The sequence below is a fragment of the Terasakiella sp. SH-1 genome (assembly GCF_004564135.1).
Classification (GTDB): domain Bacteria; phylum Pseudomonadota; class Alphaproteobacteria; order Rhodospirillales; family Terasakiellaceae; genus Terasakiella.
In genome coordinates this window covers 1,725,079-1,749,574 of record NZ_CP038255.1, presented here as the reverse complement: position 1 = coordinate 1,749,574, position 24,496 = coordinate 1,725,079, and the positions used below count along the sequence as shown (strand labels likewise).

At 46.7% G+C, this 24,496-nt stretch carries 14 protein-coding genes; 11 read left to right on the top strand and 3 right to left on the bottom strand.

Going from position 1 to position 24,496, the window contains the following annotated elements:
• The first annotated feature begins 41 nt into the window (after nucleotides 1-41).
• The 7 genes from E4K71_RS08130 to E4K71_RS08100 all read left to right on the top strand — a co-directional run bounded on the left by E4K71_RS08130 (nucleotide 42) and on the right by E4K71_RS08100 (nucleotide 9,404).
• The gene (locus tag E4K71_RS08130) at nucleotides 42-1,133 is read left to right on the top strand and encodes a polyamine ABC transporter substrate-binding protein (RefSeq protein WP_135078469.1); all 1,092 of its coding nucleotides are present in this window, start codon (nucleotides 42-44) and stop codon (nucleotides 1,131-1,133) included.
• Between the two features lie 87 nt (nucleotides 1,134-1,220).
• Nucleotides 1,221-2,351: a polyamine ABC transporter ATP-binding protein gene (gene potA / locus E4K71_RS08125; RefSeq protein WP_135078467.1), complete on the top strand. Its 1,131-nt coding sequence runs from the start codon at nucleotides 1,221-1,223 to the stop codon at nucleotides 2,349-2,351.
• Complete coding sequence (locus tag E4K71_RS08120) at nucleotides 2,348-3,307, top strand: ABC transporter permease subunit (RefSeq protein WP_135078465.1); 960 nt, start codon at nucleotides 2,348-2,350, stop codon at nucleotides 3,305-3,307. The genes potA and E4K71_RS08120 overlap by 4 nt, the downstream gene beginning before the upstream one ends.
• Nucleotides 3,307-4,113 carry an ABC transporter permease subunit gene (locus E4K71_RS08115; protein WP_135078463.1) on the top strand — a complete coding sequence of 269 codons (807 nt, stop codon included), beginning with the start codon at nucleotides 3,307-3,309 and terminating at the stop codon, nucleotides 4,111-4,113. The genes E4K71_RS08120 and E4K71_RS08115 overlap by 1 nt, the downstream gene beginning before the upstream one ends.
• Before the next feature lie 14 nt (nucleotides 4,114-4,127).
• Nucleotides 4,128-5,102, top strand: coding sequence for an agmatinase (gene speB / locus E4K71_RS08110; protein WP_135078461.1), 975 nt, complete (start codon nucleotides 4,128-4,130; stop codon nucleotides 5,100-5,102).
• 9 nt (nucleotides 5,103-5,111) lie between these two features.
• A complete protein-coding gene (locus tag E4K71_RS08105; protein WP_135078459.1) occupies nucleotides 5,112-5,822 on the top strand; it encodes a gamma-glutamyl-gamma-aminobutyrate hydrolase family protein in 711 nt (236 codons plus the stop codon).
• A 345-nt stretch (nucleotides 5,823-6,167) separates the two neighbouring features.
• Nucleotides 6,168-9,404, top strand: a complete 3,237-nt coding sequence (locus tag E4K71_RS08100) for an NAD-glutamate dehydrogenase domain-containing protein (protein WP_206201972.1) — start codon at nucleotides 6,168-6,170, stop codon at nucleotides 9,402-9,404.
• 201 nt (nucleotides 9,405-9,605) lie between these two features.
• Here E4K71_RS08100 and E4K71_RS08095 read toward each other — a convergent pair whose 3' ends face one another.
• From E4K71_RS08095 to E4K71_RS08085, 3 genes are all read right to left on the bottom strand, one after another.
• A complete protein-coding gene (locus E4K71_RS08095) occupies nucleotides 9,606-15,488 on the bottom strand; it encodes a cadherin-like domain-containing protein (RefSeq protein WP_135078455.1) in 5,883 nt (1,960 codons plus the stop codon).
• A 351-nt stretch (nucleotides 15,489-15,839) separates the two neighbouring features.
• Nucleotides 15,840-17,966 carry a methyl-accepting chemotaxis protein gene (locus E4K71_RS08090; protein WP_135078453.1) on the bottom strand — a complete coding sequence of 709 codons (2,127 nt, stop codon included), beginning with the start codon at nucleotides 17,964-17,966 and terminating at the stop codon, nucleotides 15,840-15,842.
• 73 nt (nucleotides 17,967-18,039) lie between these two features.
• Nucleotides 18,040-18,558: a hypothetical protein gene (locus E4K71_RS08085; protein WP_135078451.1), complete on the bottom strand. Its 519-nt coding sequence runs from the start codon at nucleotides 18,556-18,558 to the stop codon at nucleotides 18,040-18,042.
• A 328-nt stretch (nucleotides 18,559-18,886) separates the two neighbouring features.
• On the opposite strand from E4K71_RS08085, the gene E4K71_RS08080 reads away from it, so the two are divergent.
• From E4K71_RS08080 to E4K71_RS08065, 4 genes are all read left to right on the top strand, one after another.
• Nucleotides 18,887-20,500: a long-chain fatty acid--CoA ligase gene (locus E4K71_RS08080; protein ID WP_135078449.1), complete on the top strand. Its 1,614-nt coding sequence runs from the start codon at nucleotides 18,887-18,889 to the stop codon at nucleotides 20,498-20,500.
• Between the two features lie 71 nt (nucleotides 20,501-20,571).
• Nucleotides 20,572-20,964 carry a MerR family DNA-binding transcriptional regulator gene (locus tag E4K71_RS08075; RefSeq protein ID WP_135078447.1) on the top strand — a complete coding sequence of 131 codons (393 nt, stop codon included), beginning with the start codon at nucleotides 20,572-20,574 and terminating at the stop codon, nucleotides 20,962-20,964.
• Nucleotides 20,965-21,044: 80 nt separating this feature from the next.
• Nucleotides 21,045-22,172 carry a thiolase family protein gene (locus tag E4K71_RS08070; RefSeq protein ID WP_135078445.1) on the top strand — a complete coding sequence of 376 codons (1,128 nt, stop codon included), beginning with the start codon at nucleotides 21,045-21,047 and terminating at the stop codon, nucleotides 22,170-22,172.
• The gene (locus tag E4K71_RS08065) at nucleotides 22,169-24,496 is read left to right on the top strand and encodes a 3-hydroxyacyl-CoA dehydrogenase/enoyl-CoA hydratase family protein (protein WP_135078443.1); all 2,328 of its coding nucleotides are present in this window, start codon (nucleotides 22,169-22,171) and stop codon (nucleotides 24,494-24,496) included. The genes E4K71_RS08070 and E4K71_RS08065 overlap by 4 nt, the downstream gene beginning before the upstream one ends.

Genomic DNA, 24,496 nt, shown 5'->3' with positions numbered 1-24,496 from the left:
CAACGTCAAGAAAAACCAATTTTTTTATCTGGAGGTTTCCAATGAAGTTTAAATCACTCGCTTTAACAGCCGTTTTGTCCGTCGGTACGGCCTTTAGCGCTGTTGCAGAAGAAAAAGTACTGAATATCTATAACTGGTCAGACTATTTTGATCCGGCTTATCTGAAAAAGTTTGAAGAAAAAACAGGCATTAAAGTGAATTATGATGTCTATGATTCAAACGAAGTGCTGGAAGCTAAGTTAATGGCTGGTGGCAGTGGTTATGACGTTGTTGTTCCCACTGGTGCGTTTTTGGAACGCCAAATTCAGGCGGGTATTTACTCTAAAGTCGATAAAGCGTCACTGTCTAACTATGGCAACCTTGATGCAGGGCTGAAAAAGGCTGTTGAAGACCATGATGCGGGTAACACATATGGTGTGCCATACACATGGGGGACAATCGGTATTGCTTATAATATGGATATGTTGGCTGAGCGTTTTGGCGGCCTGCCAAATAATTCCTGGGATCTTTTGTTCAAGCCGGAAATGGCAGCAAAAGTGAAAGATTGCGGCATTGGTGTGTTGGACTCTCCGGCAGAGATGGTTTCTATTGCACTCAACTACTTGGGTCTTGATCCCAATAGTGAAAAGAAGGGTGATCTGAAGAAGGCGCAAGAATTGTTCAATGCGACACGCGCCAACATTAAATATTTCAACTCTTCCAAGACAATCTCTGACTTGGCAAACGGCGAAATCTGTATGGCAATTGGCTATAATGGCGACATGCTGCAAGCTCAAAGCCGTGCACAAGAGGCAAAGAACGGCATCAATGTTGATTATGTGATCCCGTCTGAAGGTTCTTTGGCTTGGTTTGATTTGATGGCAATTCCAGCTGATGCACCGCATAAAGAAGCAGCACATAAGTTTATTGACTTTGTATTGGAGCCGGAAACAGGTGCTTCTATTGCCAACTTCGTTTTCTATGCAGTTGCTAACAAAGCAGCAACACCGCATATCGTTGATGAAGTGAAGGCAAATGCCGGTATCTATCCGGCAGAGAAGGTTAAAGCGAAGCTGTTCGCACAAAAAGCGCACACTGCCAAGTTTGACCGTCTGTTGTCACGAGCTTGGACAGCCATTAAGACTGGTCGCTAATGACTTTAAAGGGAGGGGCATATGATATGTTCCTCCCTTATTTTATTGAGCACTTATATATAATAATAAAATCTCAGGGTTTTTATCATGTCTCTTCAAGCAGAAGCTATTCAACCGGAAGTCAATGAGACAGAGCCGTTTATTCAGATTAAGAATGTCACGAAGAAGTTTGGTGATTTTGTCGCCGTAAATGACATTTCTTTAGATATTTATCAATCTGAACTCTTCTGCTTATTAGGCGGGTCCGGCTCTGGTAAAAGTACGTTGTTACGTATGTTGGCCGGTTTTGAAACGCCAACCAGCGGGCAAATCATTATTGATGGTGTGGATATGGCTGATATTCCACCATGGAAACGTCCAATCAATATGATGTTCCAGTCTTATGCGTTGTTTCCTCATCTAAGTGTCGAGGCGAATATTGCCTTTGGTCTGAAACGAGAAGGGGTACCTTCTGGTGAGATTAAGCAGCGTGTTCAGGAAATGATTGAGCTGGTTCAATTGACGAAATTTGCCAAGCGCAAACCGGATCAGCTTTCCGGTGGCCAGCGCCAGCGTGTGGCCTTGGCGCGTGCCTTGATTAAACGCCCTAAAGTGCTTTTGTTGGATGAGCCGTTGGGAGCATTGGATAAAAAACTGCGTGAAGAAACACAGTTTGAGTTGATCAATATTCAGGAATCGCTGGGGGTCACTTTTGTTGTTGTGACCCATGATCAGGAAGAAGCCATGACATTAGCTTCTCGTATGGCGGTGATGAATGAAGGTGAGATCGAACAGCTAGGTAAGCCGCATGAGGTTTACGAATACCCAACCAGTCGCTTTGTCGCGGAATTTATCGGTTCTGTAAATATCTTTGATGGACATGTTGCGGTTGATGAGCCTGACCATGTGATGATTGAGTCAAAAGAGGCAGGTAGCAATCTTTATGTCAGTCACGGGATTAGTTGTTCGCCAAATCAAAAAGTTGGTGTTGCGGTTCGTCCTGAGAAAGTCATCATCAGTCATACAAAATCTGAGTATGAGTACAACTGCTGCCCAGGTGAGATTGTTGATATTGCCTATATGGGGAATATGTCTGTCTTTAAGGTTCGTCTGGATACGGGGAAAAATGTTCGTATTACCCGCTTTAACCGTGAGCGTAGTGAAGATGAACGTTTTACCTGGAATGATAAAGTTTTTCTAACTTGGGGGCCCACTAGTTGTGTGGTGTTGACGTCATGAGTGCATCAGGTGGCGCAGCTTGGGTCATTTCACCAGCCCTTAAGACAATTGCGCATAAGATTAAAAAGAAGATCAATTGGGGGCGGGCGTTCGTAGTCTCCATTCCAACCGTTTGGTTGGCTGTCTTCTTCCTTGTTCCGTTTATTGTTGTGTTCAAAATTTCTATCGCAACAACAGAGATTGCACAGCCGCCTTACAGTGCTCTACTGGATTGGGATGCGGAAGAGGCTATCGCTTCTTTTAAGGTGAATTTCGGCAATTATCTCTTTTTGTTGGAAGATACCCTTTATATTGACGCTTATTGGAGCTCGATCAAAATTGCAGCCGTTTCAACCTTCTTTACGCTGCTGATCGCTTACCCAATGGCTTATATGATTGCGCGCAGTGCGCCATCTTATCGCCCGGTTCTTCTTGCTCTTGTCATCCTGCCATTCTGGACCTCCTTTCTGCTGCGTGTTTATGCGTGGATGGGTTTTTTGAAAAAGGATGGGGTGATCAATAATGTGTTGCTAAATCTTGGTATTATTGACCAGCCACTGACGATCATGAATACGGATGCGGCGGTTTATATCGGTATTGTCTATACCTATTTGCCGTTTATGATTTTGCCGCTTTATACCACTTTGGAAAAGTTGGATGGCACCTTGCTGGAAGCTGCGGCTGATCTGGGGGCGAAATCATGGGAAACCTTTATCTATGTCACCTTACCACTTTCAGTCCCCGGGATTGTTGCAGGTTGCATGCTGGTCTTTATTCCTGCCGTTGGTGAATTTGTGATCCCCGCGTTGTTAGGCGGGTCTGAGACGCTCATGATCGGGCGTGTCCTGTGGGATGAATTCTTCCTGAACCGTGATTGGCCGATGGCTTCAGCTGTGGCAATTGTCATGCTCTTGTTCCTCGTTTTGCCGATTATGTTGTTTAGAAATGCACAAGGAAATAAAGGGGAGGAATACTAATGAGAACGAAGTCTACTTTTTTGCTCATTAGCGCGACATTAGGGTTTGCTTTTCTCTACGCACCGATTGTCTCCTTGATCGTCTATAGTTTTAACGAGTCAAAGCTTGTTACCGTTTGGGGGGGCTTTTCCACCAAATGGTATGGCAAGCTGCTTGAAAATGACCAGATCATTGATGCTGCCTTGATGAGTTTGAAAATTGCAGTAATCAGTGCAACGCTGGCTGTTGTTTTGGGGACGATTGCAGGTTTTTGTCTGTCACGCTTCAAGCGCTTTCGTGGGCGCATGGCACTGTCCGGGATGGTAACCGCACCGTTGGTGATGCCGGAAGTCATTACAGGTCTGTCATTATTGCTGTTGTTTGTGGCGATGGAGGGGCTGTTTGGATGGCCATCTGGGCGCGGCACGATGACGGTGATTATCGCTCATGTCACGTTCTGTATGGCTTATGTGGCAGTCATTATTCAGTCTCGTCTCTCCACAATGGATGAGTCTTTAGAAGAGGCTGCCATGGATTTGGGCGCAAAACCTAGCTCGCTGTTCTTCTTGGTAACACTGCCGTTGATTATGCCTGCGATTATTTCTGGCTGGTTGTTGTCTTTTACACTGTCACTTGATGATCTCGTGATCGCCAGCTTTGTGTCTGGGCCTGGTAACAGTACGTTGCCAATGGTGATTTTCTCTAAGGTGCGCCTTGGTGTTAGTCCGGAAATTAATGCGCTGGCAACATTGATGATTGCAGTTGTTGCTGTCGGTGTTCTGGCAACGGTCTTCCAGATGCGCCGTATGAAAAAGAAATCAGCTTAATTAGGAGTGGCTTTATGTCTGATATGGATAATGGCGATCAGGCCTTTATGAAGAAGGACGTTTACGGGCGCTGGCCTGAAATGACCTACGGCGGGGCATTGAGTTTTCTGCGACGCAAATATACCCGTGATCTTGAAGGGGTTGATGTGGCTGTTAGTGGTGTGCCTTTTGATAATGCGGTGACTTATCGTCCAGGTTCTCGTCTTGGTCCGCGTGCGATACGGCAGGCATCTGTACAATTGGCGGAATTGGATGCTTTTCCGTTTGGATTTGATCCGTTTGATACATTGGCTGTTGTGGATTATGGGGATTGCATGGTTGACCCCCACCATCCTGAAACAGTGGTGGAGACTATTGAAAGCCATATTAGCGGGATTTTGGATAAAGGTGTTATGCCGATGACCTTTGGGGGGGATCATTTTGTCACCTATCCGATTTTGCGTGCAATTCATAAACATCATGGCCCTGTGGCTTTGCTTCATTTTGATGCCCATTGCGATACCTGGCCTGATGATGGCAAGCGATTTGACCATGGCTCTATGTTCTTGCGTGCTAAGAATGAGGGGATTTTGGATGTAAGTAAGTCTTGTCAGGTTGGTTTACGTACCGCCAATGATACCGATCATGGGTTTGAGTGGCTTACAGCGCCTTGGGTTCATCGCAATGGTACAGAAAAAACGCTGGAGGCCATTAAAGAACGCATTGGTGATCATAAGGTCTATGTCACCTTTGATATTGATTGTCTTGATCCAGCCTTTGCCCCGGGGACAGGTACGCCAGTTTCCGGTGGGTTGACGCCTGCGCAAGCTTTGGAAATTGTCAGAAATCTTGGGGATCTTAATATTGTCGGCGTTGATGTTGTTGAGGTCGCACCAGCTTATGATGTGGCAGAAGTGACAGCTATTAATGCAGCGACAATTGCCCATGACTTTCTGTGCTTGATGGCAATTAAAAAGGGTGCAAAGCCAAACCCGGTTGGTCGCATTTAGGAAAAGAATATGAAAATTGGAATTTTGGAAACTGGCACGACGCCGCCGGAACTGATTGATCAATATGGTAGTTATGCCGATATGTTTGTTACCTTGTTGGGTAAGGCAGATGCTGCCATGGAATTTGAAATTTTCAGCGTGATGAACAATGTTTTTCCAGATCATGCCAATCAGTGTGATGGTTGGGTGATTACCGGGTCACGCAATGGTGTTTATGAAAACCTGCCATGGATGATCGCCTTAAAAGGGCTGATTCAAGCGATTGATGAAAGCAAAGTTCCCATGGTTGGGATTTGTTTTGGGCATCAAATCATTGCTTCTGCCCTCGGTGGGCGTGTTGAAAAGTCTCAGAAAGGCTGGGGCGTTGGTTTACATAGTTATAAGCTGATACCTGATTTTGATCTGGCTCAGGGCTGTTCTGGTTTTACGATTAATGCCATGCATCAGGATCAGGTTGTTGAAAAGCCTGCTCAGGCGAAAGTGATCGCTTCATCTGATTTCTGTGAATATGCCGGTCTGCTTTATGGTGACAAGATTTTGACATTTCAGGCGCATCCTGAATTTCAAAGTGACTATGAAAAAGACCTGATTTTAGCGCGACGGGGTGCTGTGGTTCCCGAAAGTAGCGCAGATCCTGCACTGGAAAAATTAGCGCAGGATCAAGATGGACCAGACTCTGCTGTTGTTGCAGATTGGATGGTCCGTTTCCTGTCGCGTTAAAGAGGCACTCCCCTGCTGGGCATGGAGCTCAGCAATTCAGCGGTAAGACTCCCTAGCTTACTGTTTACCTTAGCTCACCTAAATTTTGTTAGGTGAGCTATTTTTTTGATCAAAAATATAAATCCTATAATTTATGAAAAACAAAGGGATAGGCTTTTATATCTTAAATTAGGTGTGTAATTGGATGTATTATTGTGATAATGTGATCACAAAATTAACATTTACAGTAAAGCAGTGTGTTGCGAATACGCTCTGTTTTTAGGAGGCTTTATGAAAAAAATGCAGCATTCTTCCCGGACAGATGCTTTTGGTTCAATCCTTTCGAGACTTAACCCCAAAGCAGGTATGCAGTTATCTCCGAAGGATCAGAGTATTTCTGTGATCATAAATGAAACAAGTGGTGTTCATGCAAAAGGTCTTCAAGATTGTGCTGCTGAGAAAGGGGGAATGGCAGCTTGTTATGATCTTGAGGGAGATGATAACCGTTTTGGCTTGGTTATTTTTGATGCGGTCGCAACAGTTGCGCTTTCTCGACTTGTCCCAATTTTGGAAAGTACGGGGCTTTATGTTTTAACGGAAGAGCCGCTTTTTATTCGTGCAGATTCCCATAATGCACCTCTTTGTGCCCATGATGTGCGAGTGCAATTTTCTGCCCCGCATGAGCTATCGAGCCTGGAAAATATCTTGTGTGATTTGATTGAAGGGGGATTGAACCGCACATTAACGATTGATGGTTTTAACAGTCTGTTGACCTCTGGTGGGTTGGGTTATCGTGAGATTGATCTGCTGCGGGCTTATTTCAAATATATGAAACAGCTTCAAGCCCCCTTTTCGCAAGAACATGTGGAAGAGGTTCTCGTCAAAAATTGTTCTTTGGCAAGTTCTCTGGTTGATTTGTTTTACGCAAAGTTTTCTCCGGAAATCGAAACGATTAATCGTTCTGATCATATTCAAAGTATGGAAGCTGCTGTTGAAGCTCATTTTGAAACGGTAGGAAGTGCACATGAAGAAGAAATTCTGAAGATTTTCTATAATCTTATTCGGGCGTCTTTGCGCACGAATTTCTTTCAGAAAGAGGCTCGTGGAGCCTTTAAAAGCTATATTTCCATCAAGTTTGATTGTGCTCATATAGAATTGATGCCACTGCCAAAGCCAAAGTTTGAAGTTTTTGTTTTTTCAAACAAAGTAGAAGGCGTCCATTTGCGAGGCGGGAAAGTTGCGCGCGGGGGATTGCGTTGGTCCGATCGTGTTGATGATTACCGTACGGAAATTCTTGGGCTTGTGAAGGCCCAGATGGTGAAAAATGCGGTGATCGTCCCGGATGGGGCAAAGGGGGGCTTCATTGCAAAAACACCGGATATGGAACCCCGTGGTTTTGATCGTTTTGCTTATGGCAAAGAATGTTACAAGACTTTTATTAGTGCCTTATTGGATGTGACAGATAATATTGTTGAAGGTAAAGCTGTTCCCCCTGAAAATACCATTCGATATGATGAAGATGATACCTATCTGGTTGTCGCAGCAGATAAGGGAACAGCGACTTTTTCAGATATCGCTAATGGTATTTCACAAGATTACGGTTTCTGGTTAGGAGATGCGTTTGCTTCGGGTGGTTCAAACGGATATGACCATAAGAAAATGGGCATTACGGCCAAAGGGGCATGGGAAGCTGTTAAGCGTCATTTCCGTGAAATGAACTGCGATACGCAGAATGAAGAATTCACGGTCATCGGCATTGGTGACATGAGTGGGGATGTGTTCGGTAATGGCATGCTATTATCTGATAAAATCCGCTTGGTCGCAGCCTTTGATCATCGCCATATTTTTATTGATCCCTCACCAAATGCAGCGAAATCATTCCAAGAGCGCAAGCGTCTTTTTGAAATGGAAATTTCGAATTGGGCCAGTTATGACAAAAGCTTACTTTCAGAAGGCGGTGGGGTTTATGATCGTACATCTAAGAAAATTGAGCTTTCAGAATTTGCCCGTCAGGCTCTTAATTTAACCAAACATATATTTGCGCCAGATGAGTTGATTTCTGCAATTTTGAAAGCATCTGTTGATCTGTTGTGGTTTGGTGGAATTGGAACTTATATCCGTGCCTCTGATGAAACCAATCAGGATGCAGGGGATCGTGCTAATGATAGTGTGCGTATCAGCGCGGGTGAGTTGAATTGTAAAGTGATTGGCGAGGGTGCAAATCTTGGCATGACGCAAAAAGCCCGTATTGAGTTTGCTCGTTCCGGTGGGCGGATGAATACGGATGCCATTGATAATGCGGCAGGTGTGAATTGCTCAGATCATGAAGTGAATATCAAAATCCTATTAGGCCAAGCTGTTCAGGCGGGGAAACTGACAGAAGAAGAGCGCAATGAGCTTTTGGTCGACATGACTGATGATGTCAGTAAGTTGGTTTTGCGTGATAATTATCTCCAAACTCAAGCCTTGAGCATCTCCCAGCAAAAAGCCTTTGAACGACTGGATCGCCATATGCGGGTCATGCAGGTTTTAAGCAAAGGGGAGCGCGGTGCCTATCTTGATCGCCAGATTGAAGCGCTACCCGATGATGAAGAGCTGTTTAAACGTCAAAATCAAGGTAAGGGGCTGTCGCGTCCTGAGCTGGCGGTGTTACTGTCTTATACGAAGATGGCTGTGTATAATGAGCTGTTGAATTCTGATTTTCCAGATCAAGCTATTCTCGGTACGATTTTACAAAGCTATTTTCCTGAAAGGTTGCAAAAACGGTTCCCGCAATTGATCAAAAAGCATCCCCTGCGTCGTGAAATTATCACGACAAAAGTGGTGAACAGTATGATTAATCGGGTCGGTAGTGGCTTCATTAATGATATGCAGGATTATGTCGGTTGTGAAGATCGCCATGTTGCAACAGCTTATGCCACCATGTGTCGCATGTTCGGCCTCTTGCCTTTATGGCAAGAGATTGAATCCCTTGATCTGAAAGTAACAGCGCAAACGCAAGTCAGATTGATGAATGAGACAATTGTGTTGGTCGAACAGGGAACCCATTGGCTCTTGCGCAAAAATCTTTCTGAGACAGCGGGAAATATCTTCGATTGGGCTGAAAGGTTAGATGTGCAGAAGTTATCAACAGCTTTGATCAAGGGGTTAAATGCAAAGGATCAGGCTCAATATGAAGATGATGTGGAAAGCTTCTGTAATGAAGGTGTACCTGAAGCATTAGCTGCGCGTATTCTATCCAGCCGTTATCTCTTATCTTTATTTGCTGCTGCAGAAGTTTGTGAGAAAACAGGTAAGAATGAGAAGGATGTTGTTAAGCAGTTCTATCAGGTTGGAGATGCCTTCTCCTTAGGAATGTTACGTGAAAAGGCGCTGGATCTGTCTAAAGGGGTTGACCGCTGGGAGCGCAGTGCATTTCATGCTCTAAATGCAGATTTCCTTGATTATCAATCAGACCTGACACATATGGCTTTGAGTAGCCCAAACGAACTGGCACAGGCAACTCGTTACCTGGCCGAAAGGCTGGAAGGGCTCACACAAGTGCAATCACCAAACTTGGCAATTTTATCCGTTGCTGCAGCAGCATTCCGCCAAGCGGTATAGTAAAAGTACACATAAATATGAGTTTACGCCCTAGTTTATCTAAATCAAAATAGATACTTATGGTTAAGTACTCTCCACTTTATAGGGACGGGACCAGAATTTAGCGTCTGCTCTGGCAGGTCAGGCTGGAATTGTTCCTTCTACATAAATCAACATGACGCAGAGGTGATCATAGCTGCTGGAGTAGCTGAACGGGGTATTTTAATTGCTTGTGACATTGAGGTTTTCAGCGACTTGTGCGGTTGCGCCGGAGGTTGAATGTTCATAGACGGTATAGCCATTTGATGTGCTGCCTTGGGACCAGCCACTGTCGTTTAAGGTGACGTTATCGTTCGTGCTACCGTCAATAATCAAGGTATCGTTACTGCTCATGGAAATAATATCGCTTGATGTGAGTGTCAGGCTATTGCTTGCTGTATCGGTTTGTAAATCAATGACTTCGAGTAAAGACAAATCAACTGTATTGGAGGTTAGGTCCAGTCCGTCACCATTGCTCAGGCGTAAGCTATCCGTTCCCTTGCCGCCACTGATGGTGACGTCACCGCTGCTCAGAATAATGACGTCATCGCCATTTTCACCATAGATCAGATCAGCTCCGCTGCCCCCTGTGATCGTATCATTCCCATTTCCCCCCCATAGACTATCGTTGCCACTGCCACCATAAAGAATATCAGCAGCATTGAAAGACAGGATTTCATCATTGCCGCCGCCGCCATAGATCGTATCTACGCCATTTCCACCCAAGAGGCGGTCATCGGTATCAGCGCCTTGGCCGTCCTGATCATTATCATTTTCTTGCAACAATTGATCGGCAAACTGGAATTTTTCAATTGAGACCAGAACATCAGTGCCGTCATCTCCATCAGCGCCATTGTTATCGGTAATGGTCATCTGACCACTGGCATTTTCACCAAAACTATAATCTGCGGCATTTCCGGAAAAGACGGCTGTGTCATCGCCTTCACCGCCATCAATGGTATCATCGCCCAAACCACCTGTGATCAGGTCATCTCCGGCCAAAGCTGTAATGGTATCTGCACTTGTGGTCCCGGTTATGGTATCTGCGCCACTGCTTCCTTCTGTTGTACCGTCTTCTGCAAAACTGGCAATAGCGGATGTCGGGCTTGAGGTTGTGCCATCAGAGACATCGTAGCTGAAAGTCACATTAGAGGTATCATTGGCATCCGGGCTGTAGGTCCAGGTATCATTCCCATTATAAATCAGAGTGCCGCCATCAGATGTCGTCAGGTTTTGAACCAGCAGGTTATCGCCATCCACGTCACTGGCATTAGCCAGAAGTTGCGTCTTTGTAATGGTCAGGTCGGTATCTTCACTTCCGCTTAAGATGACATTGTTACTAATGGTTGGAGCATCATTCACCGCTGTAAAGGAGGCTGTTGCTGTGGCGTTAACGCTTCCCCCATTTCCATCTGAGATTACATAGCTGAAATTGACACCTGACGTGCTGTTGGTTGCAGGTGTATAGGACCAGGTACCATTATTGTTATCGACCAATGAACCGCCGTCACTTGTTGCCAGAGAGCTGGCGCTCAATGTATCACCTTCCACATCTGTTGCATTGGCAATCAGTTGGGCATTGGTAATGGTCAGGACTGTATCTTCGGTGCCGTTCAAGTTTACACTGTCACTGATGGTTGGCACGTCATTGACGGCGTTCAGGCTTAAGGTTGCGGTCTGATTGACCGAATCAATTCCGTCACTGACCTGATAGGTGAAGCTTACATCGGCTATACTGTTGGCCGTGGGGGTAAAATGCCAATTACCGCTGGAGCTGTCATAGATCAACGTCCCGCTACTGGCCTGCAGGTTATTGACATAAAGCGTATCATTGTTTGCATCTGAGGCTCCGCTTAACAATTGCGTCTTCGTGATGGTTATGTACCCATCATCTCCACCGTCTTCATCTCCGCTCAGGCTGATGGCTGCACCTACGCTTGGAGCTGTATTGGCTTCTTCCGTGCTTAAGATTGTAGCTGTCGCTGTCGTGGCTGTTTTACTTGTCCCGTCATAGACGTTATAGCTGAAAGTGACAGTGCCTGCTCCGGACGGGGTAAAGGTCCACCCTGAGTCTGTGGGGGTAAGTGTCCCGCTGGAGGCGGATAAATCCGTGACAGACAGATTACCACTGCTGGTGTCTACATCTGAAGCATAAGCCAGCAATTGGGCTGGGGTCAAAGAAACTGTTCCTGTTTCCACCCCGCTGAAAGTTGCTGTGCCACTTACTATCGGTGCATCATCCACTGCAGATAGGGTCAGGGTTGCCGCCCCGTTTGTTGTGGTGGTACCATCAAACACTTTAAAGGTAAAATTCACCTCGCCACTGGCATTGGCAACCGGGGTATAGGTCCAGGTATCGTTACCATTATCAATCAGGCCCCCTCCAGCTGTTGTGCTTAATTCTTGTAGTGTTAAAGTATCATTATCCACATCACTGGCATAATTTGTCAGAAGTTGGGACTGGGTAATGGTGACGGCGTTATCTTCTGTGCCATTTAGGGCAACGGGGGTGGAGGAAACGGTAGGGGCATCATTGACGGCAAGATAAATCAGATCAACCGTATTTGAAGAAGTCGTTGTGCCATCTGAGACTGTGTAGGTGACTTTGACTGTACCGTTGTAATTGGCTTGTGGTGTGATGGTCCAACTGGAGCCATTATCCGTAATATTGCCGTGGTCCACGCTAATGTTGGTCACACTGAGGCTGTCGCCATCCACATCTGTGGCAACATTTGAGGCCACCAGTGTACTTTCATTGATGGTATAGCTAACGTCTTCTGTTGCGCTGCTTAAGGCTACGGCTGATAAAGTGGGTGCATCATTTACTGGGTCCAGATCAATGACTGCCCCATGAATGACGGTGCCACCGTTATTATCCCGCACATTATAGCTTAAAACCACATTGTCGATAGAATTGAGTGTCGGTGTAATGGTCCATGTTTCATTGCCGTTATCCACAACAGAACCACCAGATGTCACCGTTACATTAATAACATCCAGCGTATCACCATCCACATCACTGGTATTGGTTAAAAGCTGGGCTTTGGTCAGTGTGATAGCCACATCTTCATCATGGTCTGTAAAGCTGACATTAGCGGAAACGGTTGGGGCATCATTGATGGCCTGTACGCTTACAGTGGCACTGGCTGATGTACTTTTAACTCCGTCGGAGACGAAATAGCTTAAGGTGATGGTATCGGTTGAATTGGCTGCAGGGGTGAGTGTCCAGCCGGTATCTGTGGGGGTGAGTGTCCCGCTAGAGGCTGTCAGATTGGTAAGAGTCAGTGTATCTGTGTCACTGGAGTTGGCTAGAAGCTGTGAAGAGGTAATGCTCAGGGCGCTATCTTCATTTGTGGATAGGTTAACAGCCCCGCTGACGCTTGGGGCGGCGTTGACGGTATTTGAAGACCCATCCCCATTGACATCGCCAATAGAGGCTGCTTCGATTTTGCTGGTCAGGTTGCTGGAACTATATTGGGTTTGCAGGGCGCTTAAATCACCGCCACTGCCAACTGTGCTTTCCAGTGCGCTTGCTGCATCACTGGCGACAACTGCGACCTGGGCGAGGCTGGACAGGAAATCATTTCCGGTTCCGCCAGAAGATATATATCCGTCAATCACACTGTTTGAAGAGCTGATAATCTGTGCCGTATTGGCTGCCGCATTGGTTGCTGTGGTGAGTTCTGCTCCTGAAAGAACAGACCCGGCTGCTGTTGTAATAACTGATTGCAGTTTGGTTGCATCTGAAATATCGAAGCTTGCGCCTTGTGTGTTGATTGCATTGGCAAGGGCATTAAAGACAGCCCCACCAGTTGAACCATCATCCAAATCACCACTGGCAGCCCCTTCAATGACCGAAGCAGCTTGCAAAATTGTATTTTGAAGTTGAACACCGATGGCGGCGAGTTTGGCAATAGTGCTGTCAGTGGCTCCTGCAACGGGATCGGTTGAAGTCAGGCTTAAGGAACTGGACAGGCCAAAGGCTGTTTTGAGGGCATCTTCGGAAACACCGTTGGTAAGCAATGTGGTTAACGGGGTAACAACGCTGGAACCCGCCGGGGCTTTCAAAACGCCATAGAACGCTTTCCCCGTGGCGATATCACTGCCGCCAATCATGGAAATAATATAGTCGCTGGCTGTGGTGCTCAGGCTATAATTACCCAGGCTGTCCGTTGTGGTACTGTCGGTTTCATTGGCATCTTGCACCCCATCTTTATCCAGATCGACAAAGACAGTTGCGCCGCTAAGATAGCCATCAACAGCTTTACCGTTTAGGGCTGTGACTGTCTCTTGGGGGTGTTCTTGTGTGTTTTCAGTGTTGGTTGTTGTCTCTGGATCTTCATTGTCATCTGCGATGGTGGTCTCTTGGGAATTGTCAGAAACGCTTAATGTCGTTTCTGTGCTGACAATGTCGGTGATACTGAAATTCTCTTCTGTTTCAAAGGTTTGGGTTGCTGTTTCATGAGGGATGAAAACGTTTGAACTTTCTTCTTGTTCTGGTTCTTTTTCAGGTGTTACAGGGGCGCTGACAGGGGATTGAGGCGCTTGAACAACCTGTGTGGCATTTGATGTTTCTTCGCGTTCTACATTGGCCTTATAGCCAACATATTCTGTTGCTCGATAATAGCTGTTTTGTGATGTTTCTGATGCTTCGCGGACAGCCTGGTAAATTGTTTGTGCAGCCGTATTGGCTCTGTCATAATCCGCCCGCAGGGATTGGCTGTGGCTATAGGCATTCAGGGCCACTGTTTGTGCGGCCTGTGCTGCAGATTGTGCGTGCTGTGCATCAACCAGCAGGGTATCATATTCTCCTTTCAGCTTGTTGAGTTCATTTTGCATCAGGAAAATATCACTGGCCAAGCCGCCTTGCTCAATCAGTTCGCTTAGCTCTTGTTGCAGCAATTCCAGCTGTGCCTCTGCAATGGCGGCTTCTGCCAGCAGGGCTTCAGCTTGGGCCTGTGCCAGTTCTGCGGCCTGTTCCAGTTCTTCGGCAGATGTTTCGGCTTCTTGTGCCAGGCGTTCTGCTTCAGCGGCTTCTTCAGCGGCAATTTCGGCGGCTTCTTTTAAGGCTTGTTCCAGCTCACGGGCTTCCAGGGCCTGTTCAGCCAGGCTAGGTGGAAGGTGTTCCAGAACATCTTCGGTCAGTTTTTCTACATCGCGTGGAGAGAGACGAAGCATGTTGAGTTGATTGCGGTCTCCACCATCCCAGCTCCAGCCAATATTGGCCTGATTGGTGGAGGAAATCGGAGTGCCATCAATATCAAAAATAACAATTTCGCCGGCGGTTTCGCCTTCCAGTGTGGTTTCTAATAGATTAATGGCGCGGAAGTTGCCGTCGACATATTCAACAAAGACTTTGGTCCCTCGAATACCAATCGTGGCAACCGGGGTTTTAATCGCAACGGCATCCGGATTTATTTTTGCAATTTGTCCGCTAACGTAACTGGCCGTTCCTTCCAGAAGGGAGAGAACGGCGCTGCCTTCGCTTTGGCCTGGGTCGTAAACCAGTTCATCCAGCACCATTTCAGATTCTTCGCCAAGGGAAAAGCTTGAGGTGTCGGCCAGTGTGATCCCGACACCGCCATCTTCAGAGGTTTGCAGATTGTCACCTTGAAAGACCTTATCCCCGACAGAAAGCTGGATGGAGCTTCCATCTGCTCGCACGGCGACAACAACGCCGCTGACGGTTTCCACTGTTCCAATTGCTTCACCAAGATCAATGCGATTGTCTTGGCTTGTTGGAAGGTCTTGTAAACCGGGAATAGGCAAGGGGGACGCTTGGGCATATTGCTCTATGGCATTTACGTCTGACAGGGTATCAAAACGTCGCCCGGATAGAACAGAACCATCATTAAGAAGAAAATCAAAGGAGCTTTCTTGCAGATAATAATCTGCAACGAAATAGTGATCTCCTGTTTTTGTTGTAAATAAAAGATCACTGCCATCACGCGAGATATGTGCGTTTTGCAGACTCACCCCATCAGGCAGAACGACCCGTTCGCCCACTGTATCAATTTCAATCTGTTGATACAGGCTCTCTGTTGCCTGTTTATCAAAATAAACCATAGACAACCCTCACATTGTCTATGTCATACGCAACATACCTGCTTATTTAATAACGTAGTTATACAATCGTCTTTTACCTGCAGATGGCACCATTACGAAATGACTAATGAAATAGTATATATCGTTTTTGATAATACGTGATTTTACGTATTTAATCAACTTTTGAGATTTAAACCCTGTCAGAGATTCTACACTTCAGACAGAGGCACCACATGTTATGATAAAGCAGATATTCACTTTCTTGCTTTTATTTATATCGCGGCATCAATCGTGTGATCCAAATCAATGTCGATTTCGCCTAGAGAGTAAAAGGGAAAAGGAGCTGTGTGCCTCAGCCCTTTTCCTCTCTTTTTATGACTTATCATCGAGGATAATTTCATTGATCCGTTTGCCCAGCTCAGCGACTTCTTCGGCAACTGTGCTGGCAGTTTTATAGAGATTTTCGGACAGGCGCATGCTTTCATCGGCTTCATTGGAGACTTCGGCAATGCGCGAGGTGATTTCCCGGTTTGCATTGGTCGCCCAGTTCACATTGTCGGTAATCTCTCTTGTGGCAGAGCTTTGTTGTGACATGGCACTGGAAATGCTTGTAGAGATTTCATTCATGTTGATGATCGTGCTGTGGACACTGTTCATGCCATCCACACAGCTGCCTGTTCTTTGTTGAATATGGCTGACCTGGCGTTGGATGTTTTCTGTGGCTTTTGTGGTTTGGGCGGCCAGGTTCTTCACCTCACCTGCAACGACAGCAAAGCCTTTACCAGCTTCACCTGCACGGGCAGCTTCAATGGTGGCATTGAGGGCGAGCAGGTTGGTTTGTTCGGCCACATCGGAAATCAAAACGACGACCTGATCAATTTGTGAAGCGGCTTCTGCCAGACTGCTGACGAGTTCAGTGACGTGAGACGTTTTTTCAGCAGCTTCTTCGGCAATCCCTGCCTGATCAGTGACCTGACGGGTGATTTCATCAATGGAAATGCTAAGTTCTTCAATCGAAGCGGCGACATTTTCTGCATTTGCCAAGGACTGTTCAGCAGCTGTGGCCACACTTTGGGAGTTGTTGCCTACTTTTTGCGAGGAGTCTGACATCTGGTTTGCAGCCTGATGTAGCTCTTCTGTGCTGCTTGAAACCTGTTTGGCTGCACGGGTGGCTTCTTCTTCGACCTCATTAGCCACAGCCATGAGAGCGTCATGCTTTTCTTTTTCAGCTTGGGCGGCTGCTGCTTTTTGTTCTTCTTCCAGGCGGCTGATGCGTAGGAGGTTGTCTTTAAAGATTTGAATGGCGCGTGCCATATCGCCAAGCTCGTCCGGACGTTCTGTGCCAACAACTTCAACGGAATGATCATTATTTGTCAGGGAAGTCATGACCCCTTGAATTGCCACAAGTGGGCGGACAATGGAACGGGCGATCAGTAAGGCAAGGATAACAGCCAAAACAAAACCAACAGCCACACAGAGCAATGTCAGGGTGACGGCAATATGGGCTGTATCATCGGCTTCTGTGTTAGCCTTATCCAGGTCTTCATCAACGGATTTGATCAGTTTTTTGAGCTGACTGCGAATTTGTGCAGTGCCTTTTCCTAGCTCAGCCTTTCCATTTTTCGTATCAATGAGAATTTGTTCGTAAATCGGGGCGACATGGGAGCGGATTTTAGTCAAGGCAACGACTGCCTTGTTCTGATAACGTGCGCGTCCCCGTTCAACCAGGGACAGTCTTTTTTTCGGGGTGGCTGCTTTTTCTGCTTTGAGCCCCGCCTTCATCATTTTGCCATTGAGCTTGTGATATCTTTTTAACAGGCTGGCAAGTTTCTTATCTTCTGTTTTAAACGATTGATACCATTGACCAAAATCACTTTTATCAGCTTGTAAGACGCCTTTGAACGGCACTTTATAGGCAGCGGCATCATGAAGAGCCTGAAACCAGTGGAGAAGGCCGACTTCCAGTGTATCGGTGAATTGGTCCAGACTGAATTCACGCCCTTTAAAATCAAAGGTCAGGCCGACTTGACGGTCGTGAGTATCCATCAATTTCATGCTGACTTTTGTCAGGTCTTCAAATTGTTTTTGAATTTTCAATAGGGAGGCGCGGGCTTCACCCTGTGCTGGGTCCTGGATGATGATTTTGTGAGACTGTTTTTGATACAGCTCATACTGTGGGGATTTCTTAAAGGTCTCACTTTCTGTTCCATGCAGCAACATGGCTACATCCATACGGAACAGTTGTTTTTGTGTATTTAGTTCTTTGCGAAGCTCTTCATGGCCATCACGTGCGCTCATATAACTGTTAATCGCACTGAGTACTTTTAACAATGACAGCTCAGCCCCAGATGTTACAGCCTTGATCGGGATCTTGCGTTCAATAACCGTTTTGGTTTGTTCAGCCAGTTGGCTTGTGAACATGGATCCAGCAAGCCCTGAAATAGAGGCAAGTATCGCAACAACAACGAAACTTAATTGGAGCTTTTTTGAAATGGACATGGCGAGTTCTCTATGTAAAATGGGAAAAAGGCCCTTCCATTTATGATGGAAGAGCCTGTTCTAAACGTCGCGTTTAGTGAATGTGGCTCATATGTTCGAGAACTTCAGACAGCTCGTCTTTCACTTGAACCAGCAATTCGGCTTCACCAGTCTTTTTGTATTCTTGCAGGGCAATATAGGCTGTTGCGGGGTGAACAACGGCATCCATCAGACTAATCGCTGTACCGAAATGTTCGATATCGTCAACATCAACGCCGATTTCAGCCAATGCACCACCTTCGTGCCATGCTTCTTCGATTTGTTCCAGTGACATAGCGGTCATTTTTTCCGCACTGGAAGCAACCAGTTCCATCATCGCTTTATGAGTGGCATCTTCCTGAGCGTACGCACGGCACCCAGCGACACCAAGTGCAATTAACTTCTTCTGGTCAGCCATTACAGCATCAACATTGTCAATTTTACCGGACAGAGCAGCAGAAATTGTGTTTTTTGCGATTTCTTCGAATTTTGCTTTTTCAAATTCAAATGCTTGTGCTGTTCCTGCGACAAGCAGTAACGCTGTAATAACAAACGCACGAGTAAAGTGTTTCATTGTATGCCCTTTATTTAACTTGGGGTTATGGTGTGTAACTTAGGGTAATATACATATAAAGCACCTTATCTGGAAGGGGTAATCTATGCTGTTTTTACTTATTCACAGTTCTAAAGTATTAGCTTTTTGGGTGAATTACTTCTTAGGTATGTGTTTTGTTGTAACTTATACTTATTCGCATTTGATGCTTGTTATACAATGACTTCTTGAGTGGAGATTTTTAATCCCCATATGTTTAGGGGAGGAGGGATTCTCCTTTCTTTTTTGATCTTCGATATAACCTATAGGTTATTCACATAACTGAATAGTTATTAAGGGGGGCGGTATCATGGAAAAAACGGTCATTGATTATTTTGATCAAGCGGTGGAGCAGTTTGGTGAACGTCCCTGTGTGGATTTTCTTGATAAGAAATATAGCTATGATGAAATCGCTCAATTGGTGGATAGGGCGGCAAAAGGGTTTCAGCAGCTTGGGGTGGGAAAAGGTACCAAAGTCGGGATTTGTTTGCCCAATACCCCTTATGGGGTGGTGTGCTATTTTGCGATTTTGAAGGTTGGTGGCACGGTTGTGAATTATAATCCGCTGTATGTGGAACGTGAGCTGGCTTATCAGATCAATGATTCACAAACAGAAATTATGGTCACACTGGATTTGAAGCAAATTTATCCCAAAGTGGCGACATGTTTGGAAATGACATGTTTACAACGCATTGTGGTTTGTTCGATGTCTGAATGTCTGCCTTCTGTCAAAAGTGTCTTGTTTAACGTGCTTAAACGTTCTGAATTGGTGGACTTTACCCGGGATCCCGCGCATTTATCCTTTACCCGTTTAACCAATACGGATGGAAAATATAAGCCTGTGAAAATTTTGCAGGAGGATTTGGCCGTGTTGCAATATACCGGGGGAACAACAGGCCAGCCCAAAGGAGCGATGTTGACCCATGGCAATATTGCGGCCAATACGTATCAGGTGCGTCATGCCTTGCCAAAGGTTACGCCGGGTCATGAAGTGATGCTGGGGGTTTTACCCTTATTCCATGTGTTTGCCATGACTGTTGTTTTGAATCTTGGTGTCTCAATTGGGGCGGAGCTGGTTCTTTTGCCCCGTTTTGAACTGCAACAGCTTTTAAAGACAGTTGAAAAAAAACGTCCGACCCTGATGCCGGGGGTGCCAACGATTTATACCGCGATTAATCGGGCTGATAATATTTCTCAGTTCGATATGTCGAGTATCAAGTTTTGTATTTCCGGTGGGGCGTCTTTACCTCTTGAGGTTAAAGAGGCTTTTGAGCAATTGACAGGCTGTATATTGGTGGAAGGCTATGGTTTGACCGAAGCCTCGCCAGTTGTGGCAGTCAATCCACCGGAAGGTAAAATTAAGGCAGGCTCCATTGGTTTACCCTTGGTGGATACGCATATTACCATTCGTGATCCGGAAAACCCTGAAACTGAAATGCCACAAGGTGAAAAAGGGGAAGTCACCATTGAAGGGCCACAGGTTATGGCCGGATATTTGGGGCGTCAAGAGGCAACAGGTGAAACTTTGATAGAGGGACGGCTGCATACCGGGGATATCGGGTATATGGACGAAGAAGGGTATATTTTCATCGTAGACCGCATCAAGGACCTGATCCTGAGTTCCGGTTATAACATCTATCCTCGGGTGATTGAGGAAGCGCTCTATTTACATGAGGCGGTGGCGGAATGTATCGTGATTGGGGTTGATGATGACTATCGCGGGCAGGCACCGAAAGCTTTTGTCACACTTGCTGATGGATATAACGTGATTGGCAGTGAAGAATTAAAGCATTTCCTGAAAGATAAGCTGTCACGTATCGAAATGCCCAAAGAAATCGAAATTCGTGATGAATTGCCCAAAACAATGATCGGTAAACTATCGAAGAAAGAACTGGTCGAAGAGGAACGGGCGAAACGAAGCTAACCTAAAATTTACCTTGAAAGTGACCTATAGGTAACCAATCTATCTATAGGTGGAAGGTAAAGAGAGACCCTATGACACTAGATGCGTTTTATACGGTACCGGAATTGGCAAAGGAGCTGGGGATTACCCCACGGGCCATCCGCTTTTATGAAACGAAAAAGCTTCTTTTCCCACAACGTGCGGGAAATACACGTGTTTATACGCGTAAAGATCGGGCGAGATTGATTTTAATCTTACGGGGCAAACGGCTGGGATTTTCACTGGCGGAAATTCGCGAGTTTCTTGAGCTTTATGAAACAGATATCAATCAGGTTGAACAGCTTCAAATGCTTAGCCAAAAGGTGCGCCATCGTATTGATGATCTGGAAGAACAGCGTGTCGAACTTGAATCTGTTTTGACAGAGCTAAAGGGGATTGAAAAGCAGTGTCTCGATACCCTTATAGAAAAAGGGATTGAAGAATAAGAACAGGTCATGGTCAACAGGGCCGTTTTTTTAGAATGTGAAAGTTACGTATTGGTAACTTAGAGGACGGAGGCGTTATTATGAAGAACGTAGTTATTGCGGGTTATGCCCGTTCCCCCTTTCATTTTGCCAATAAGGGTGCCTTGGCGAAAGTCCGGCCAGATGACCTCGGTGCGGCTGTGGTCCGTGACTTGATTGAAAAAACAGGGGTGAAGCCGGATGATGTTGAGGACCTGATCTGTGGCTGTTCTTTTCCCGAAGGTGAACAGGGGCTTAACTTGGCCCGCATGTTGGTGTTTCTAAGTGGCTTGCCCAATACGGTGGGCGCTGTGACGGTAAATCGTTTTTGCGGATCATCCATGCAATCGGTCCATCAGGCGGCTGGGGCCATTGCCATGGGGGCAGGGGATGTCTTTATTTGTGCCGGGGTGGAAAGCATGACACGGGTGCCGATTATGGGCTTTAATCCCATGCCGAACCCGACCCTGTATCAAGAAAATCCCAATGCGTTTATGGGGATGGGGGATACGGCCGAAGTGGTCGCCAAACGCTATGAGATTTCACGCGATGCCCAGGAAAAGTTTGCTGTTGCCTCCCATGAAAAGGCGGCCAAAGCACAGGCAGAAGGGCGCTTTAGGGATGAAATTGTTGCCATTCATGGTGTAGACGATGATGGCTGTATTCGTGCAGGGACCACGCAGGCTGATCTAGCCAGCCTTAATCCTGCCTTTGATGCACAGGGCACAGTTACTGCGGGCACCAGTTCCCCGCTGACGGATGGGGCGGCGGCTGTCTTGGTCTGTTCAGAAGAGTATGCCACTGAAAATGGGTTGGATGTTCTCGCCCGGATTAAATCCATTGCTGTATCTGGCTGTGCACCGGAAGTGATGGGGATGGGGCCCGTGGGGGCGACGCGCAAGGCCCTTGACCGTGCAGGACTATCCATGGGGGATATGGACGTGGTGGAGCTGAATGAAGCCTTTGCTTCCCAATCACTGGCTTGTATCAATGAACTGGGGCTTGACCCAGCCAGGATTAACCTTGATGGCGGGGCCATTGCGCTGGGGCACCCGTTAGGGGCAACCGGTGCGCGCCTTGTAGGGAAGGTAGCCTCCGTCCTGAAACGTGAAGGGGCAAAATATGGCCTGGCGACCCAATGTATTGGCGGTGGTCAAGGTATCGCCACAATTGTGGAGGCCGTCACATGAGTAACATTAACAAAGTCTGTGTGATTGGTGCCGGGGTGATGGGGGCAGGCATTGCCGCCCATGTCGCCAATGCCGGTCACGAAGTGCTGTTGCTGGATATTGTTCCAGACGGTGCGTCCAATCGAAATGTGATTGCCCAAGGTGCGATTGCCAAGCTGATCAAATCCAACCCGGCGGCTTTAACCCATAAACGTAATGCAAAGCGGATCACACCGGGTAATATCGAAGATCACCTTGAACAAGTGGCAGAGTGTGACTGGATTATCGAGGCCGTGATTGAACGTCTGGATATCAAGCAGGACCTTTATCAAAAACTGGATGGCGTGCGCAAGGAAGGCTCTATTGTGTCGTCTAATACGTCAACCATTCCCCTGGATAAGCTGGTGGAGGGGATGAGTGATGAATTTGCCACGGACTTCTGTGTGACCCATTTCTTTAACCCACCACGCTACATGCGACTATTGGAAGTCGTCAAAGGGAAACAGACGAGACAAAGTGTCATTGAAATGGTCAGTGATTTTGCTGATCGCAAGCTGGGGAAATCCGTGGTTCATTGTAAAGATCGTCCCGGTTTTATTGCCAATCGTCTTGGCGTTTACTGGATTTATATGGCCTTGCTGGAAGCTATGGATCAGGGGCTTACCATTGAAGAGGCTGATGCCATTATCGGCAAACCCTGTGGTATCCCTAAAACCGGGGTGTTCGGCTTGATGGATTTGGTCGGGCTTGACCTGATGCCTCATGTGATTGGGTCCATGGTGAGTTTGTTGCCTGTAGATGATCCTTTTGTCAAAGCCAAGCGCGACTTGCCTATGGTCGAAAAAATGATTGCTGAGGGCTATACTGGGCGCAAAGGGAAGGGTGGCTTTTATCGCCTGAACCGGGAAGGCGGTCAAAAGGTTAAGGAAGGTATTGATCTGCAAACAGGGGAGTATCGCCCAACACTTAAGTCCAAACTTTCTTCCGGGCGCATCAAGGTCACAAATTTGCAAAAGCTGGTCACGCACAAAGATAAGGGCGGAAATTATGCCTGGCGTGTGTTGGCTCATACGCTTTCCTATGCTGCCATGTTGGTGGGCGAGGCCGCAGATGATATTGCCTCGGTCGATGAGGCCATGCGTCTGGGCTATAACTGGAAATTCGGCCCCTTTGAATTGATTGATAAGTTGGGAGCTGACTGGTTTGCCGATAAATTGGCGGAAGAGGGGTTTGAGGTTCCCGCCATTTTGCAAACGGCACGAGGCAAAAGTTTTTATCGGGTTGAAGGTGGGAAACTCCAATATCTGACCATGGAAGGGACTTACACAGACCTGATCCGCCCTGATGGCGTGATGATGTTGTCTGATATCAAGCTGACTTCCAAACCAGTGTTGAAAAATGCATCTGCGGCCCTTTGGGATATTGGGGATGGGGTTGTATGTTTTGAATTTACCTCAAAAATGAATGCGCTTGATCCTGAAACACTGGGGCTTCTTGCAAAAACGATTGCTGTTGTGCAGAAAAATTATAAAGCGCTGGTGATTTATAATGAAGGGAGCAATTTTTCAGTTGGGGCAAATCTTGGTTTGGCCGTTTTTGCGGCCAATATCGCTGCGTGGGGTGAAATTGAAAAGATTGTGAAAAACGGGCAAGAGACCTATATGGCCCTGAAATATGCACCGTTCCCGGTCGTATCTGCCCCCAGTGGGATGGCATTGGGCGGGGGCTGTGAACTCCTGCTTCATAGTGATGCGGTTCAGGCCCATGTGGAAACCTATACCGGGCTGGTTGAAGTCGGCGTTGGCATTGTGCCGGGCTGGGGGGGCTGTAAGGAAATGCTGCACCGCTGGTCAACGAACCCGAAGCACCCTCGTGGGGGTATGCCCGGTGCGGCCAAGGCTTTTGAGCTGATTTCCACAGCCACTGTGGCAAAATCGGCAGAAGAGGCCAAATCCAATATGGTCATGCGCACAGAGGACGGCATCACCATGAACCGTTACCGCCTGTTGGCTGATGCCAAGGCCAAGGCGTTGGATTTAGTCGAAGGCTATCAGCCCCCACACCCCCCTGTTTTCCATTTGCCCGGTGAAACTGGTCGTGTGGCCTTTTCAATGGCTGTTGGCGGGTTTGTGCGCCAAGGCAAGGCGACAAAGCATGATGCTGTTGTTTCGGCTGCGGTGGCTGAAATTCTGACAGGTGGAGATAAGGGGGATATCACCGAAGAAATGTCTGAACAGGATATTCTGGATTTGGAACGCATAACTTTCATGAAGATCGTGCGCCATCCAGATACTCTGGACCGTGTTGAACATATGTTACTCACTGGCAAACCGTTGAGGAATTAA